This window comes from Clostridioides sp. ZZV14-6387 (assembly GCF_020657835.1).
Lineage (GTDB): Bacteria > Bacillota > Clostridia > Peptostreptococcales > Peptostreptococcaceae > Clostridioides > Clostridioides difficile_A.
The window spans coordinates 1-3,098 of sequence record NZ_JAGWCW010000061.1 but is presented as its reverse complement, the minus strand read 5'-3'; the positions used below and the strand labels follow the sequence as shown (position 1 = coordinate 3,098).

Sequence of the window (3,098 nt, the reverse complement as noted above, 5' to 3'; positions counted from 1 at the left end):
AGGAAACACAGGAGCAACTGGAGAAATAGGAGCAACCGGAGCAACAGGTCCAATAGGAAACACAGGACCAACTGGAGGAATAGGGCCAACCGGAGCAACAGGTCCAACCGGAAATACCGGAGAAATAGGTCCAACAGGCCCAACCGGAAACACCGGATTAGAAGGAGCAACAGGTCCAACCGGAAACACAGGAGCAACAGGAGCAACAGGTCCAACCGGAAACACAGGAGCAACTGGAGCAACAGGTCCAACAGGGAATACAGGAGAGATAGGGCCAACTGGAGCAACTGGCTCAACAGGAAACACAGGATTAGAAGGCCCAATGGGAGCAACAGGCCCAACCGGAAACACAGGAGCAACTGGAAATACAGGGTTAGAAGGTCCAATGGGAGCAACAGGCCCAACCGGAAATACTGGAGAAATAGGACCAACTGGAGCAACAGGTCCAACAGGAAATACAGGAGCAACTGGAGAAATAGGAGCAACCGGAGTAACAGGTCCAACAGGGAACACAGGAGCAACTGGAGAAATAGGAGCAACCGGAGCAACAGGTCCAATAGGAAACACAGGAGTGACAGGACCAACAGGACCAACCGGAAATACAGGAGTAACAGGAGAAATAGGACCAACAGGTAATTTCTCACAGCCAATTGCTAATTTTCTTGTAAATGCTCCATCTGCACAAATCTTAAATAATGGGGAAGCTATAAAAAATTGGCAAGCAGTACTGGGGAATAGTTCAAGTATAACAGTGGATGCAAATGGTACATTTAAAGTAGAAGAAAATGGTGTGTACTACATTTCAGTTTCATTAGCATTGCAACCAGGTTCATCAAGTATAAATCAATACTCTTTTTCTTTCTTATTTCCTATTTTAGGAGGGAGAGATTTAGCAGGTATCACTACTGAGCCAGGTGGTGGAGGTGTGGTTTCTGGATATTTCGCTGGTTTTCTATTTGGTGGAACTACATTTACTATAAATAATTTTTCATCTGTGTCTGTAGGAATAAGAAATGGTCAATCAGCAGGGACAGCGGCAGCTTTGACTATATTTAGAATAGCTGATACTATTATGACTTAACTTTATATTTAATATTAATATATGTATAATAAAAAACTGTTTCAAATATATATTTGAAACAGTTTTTCTGTTTAAAAATTTTATATTATTTAAAGTTCTTGATTGCAGTAGTTAAATTAGGCACTAGTTGTTTCTTTCTAGATACAACACCTGGTGCAAATGTACCTTGAACACCTTCAACGCTAAATGCATCAGCAATTAATCTATCTTCTGCTTTATAGATTAAATAAGATCCTTCTTTAATTATATCTGTAACTGCAATAACTAATTTATCATAATCAGTTGAATTTATATAAGATAAAAACTCATCTTTTTTAGCAAATATAGAATCTATGTCTAAAGTAAATACTTGTCCAATACCAACTTTATATCCACTCATATTGAACTCTTTAAAGTCCATATTTACTATTTCTTCTATAGTATATTCGTCTAAAGAAGTACCACATTTAAACATATCCATAGCATATTTTTCCATATCCACTTTTGCTATTTTACTTAGTTCTTCACATGCTTTTTTATCCATGTCAGTTGTTGTTGGAGATTTGAATAATAATGTATCAGATAATATAGCAGATAAAAGAAGTCCGGCTATTTCATAAGGTATCTCAACATTATTTTCTTTATACATTTGGTAAATTATAGTACTATTACATCCAACAGGCATAACTCTAAAAGACATAGGAATATCAGTAGAAATACCACCAAGTTTATGATGGTCAATTATTTCAACTATATTTGCTTGTTCAATTCCATCAGCACTTTGAGCATATTCATTATGGTCAACTAAAACAACATTCTTTTTAGTTGGATTTAATAGATGTCCTTTTGAAATTAATCCTAAAAACTTATTATCATCATCTAATATAGGATAAGATCTGAAGTTTGTCTCTAGCATGATTTCTTTAATTTCATCCATGTAATCATCTTCTTTGAATGTAATTAAATTTTCTGTAGCCTCTATAGAGTCTAAGAAACTACATTGATTTATCACATTAGAAGTTTTATAGTTATCACTTTCAACAGAAACAACAGAAACTCCATTTATTTTAGCAAGAGCTAGTAAATCTTTTGAAATCTCTGTATGATTAGTAAGTATTAAAAGTTTAACTTTTGTATCAATAGCATATTCAATACTATCATATCTATCGCCAACAATAGCTATGTCTCCCTCTTTTAGAGTCTCTATTAGAGTTTCCATACCAAATGATAGAGTAACCACTCTACCTTTTACATCTTCACCACAATCCACAAGAATAGTACCATTAAGGTTTTTACAAATATTTGATAGTGATGTGTGTATAGTTGTAAAGTGTTGATGAAGTAGGTTTTTAGCTATTTCTTTCATAGTAATGATACCAGCAAAAGTTCCATCATCATAAGTTACAGGTAGCGTCTTAACATTTTTTTCATCCATAAGATTATAAGCTTCTAATATAGATGAAGTTGGAGTTAAAGGAACTACTTTATCATAATTTAAATCTCTAACTTGTATTCTAACATTATCTAAAATTTCAGGTGCATCTACCTTAAAGTAATCTAAGGCATATTTAGCCTCTTTTCTGATATCTCCTAAAGCATAAGCTGTTGCTTTTATTCCTAGTTTGTTCTTTAAATGTGCTAATGAAATTGCAGAACATATTGAATCTGTATCTGGATTTTTATGTCCGAAAACTAATAAACTCATTTTAATACTCCTTTCAAAACTTGAATATAAATAATAATTGATAAAAATATTATATCAAAAGGTTGTGGGTATATGTTGTAAAAAGAAAAAAATTTAATGAAAAAATATTATATAAAATTTTATTTCTTACATAAATACAATGAATTTGATATAAAAATTATCCTGATATTATACTTTTACCCAATTATATTCTAAATTAAATTTACTTTTATTTGAAATAAATCGATTAAATATACCTGCGAAAAAATTAATTAATATGATAATAAACTAAAAATTTATAAATATTTTATACTATAAAAATTTTTGTATATATGTTATAAGTAAAAAATTAAC

General features: G+C 32.4%; 1 protein-coding gene and 1 pseudogene. One reads left to right on the top strand and one right to left on the bottom strand.

Features of this window, described 5'->3' with window-relative positions:
• Positions 1-1,081: pseudogene (locus tag KGF38_RS19895) on the top strand (collagen-like protein); the annotation flags it as partial.
• 85 nt (positions 1,082-1,166) lie between these two features.
• On the opposite strand, the gene KGF38_RS19890 reads toward KGF38_RS19895, so the two are convergent.
• Complete coding sequence (locus KGF38_RS19890) at positions 1,167-2,765, bottom strand: putative manganese-dependent inorganic diphosphatase (RefSeq protein ID WP_074179961.1); 1,599 nt, start codon at positions 2,763-2,765, stop codon at positions 1,167-1,169.
• Positions 2,766-3,098: the final 333 nt, after the last annotated feature.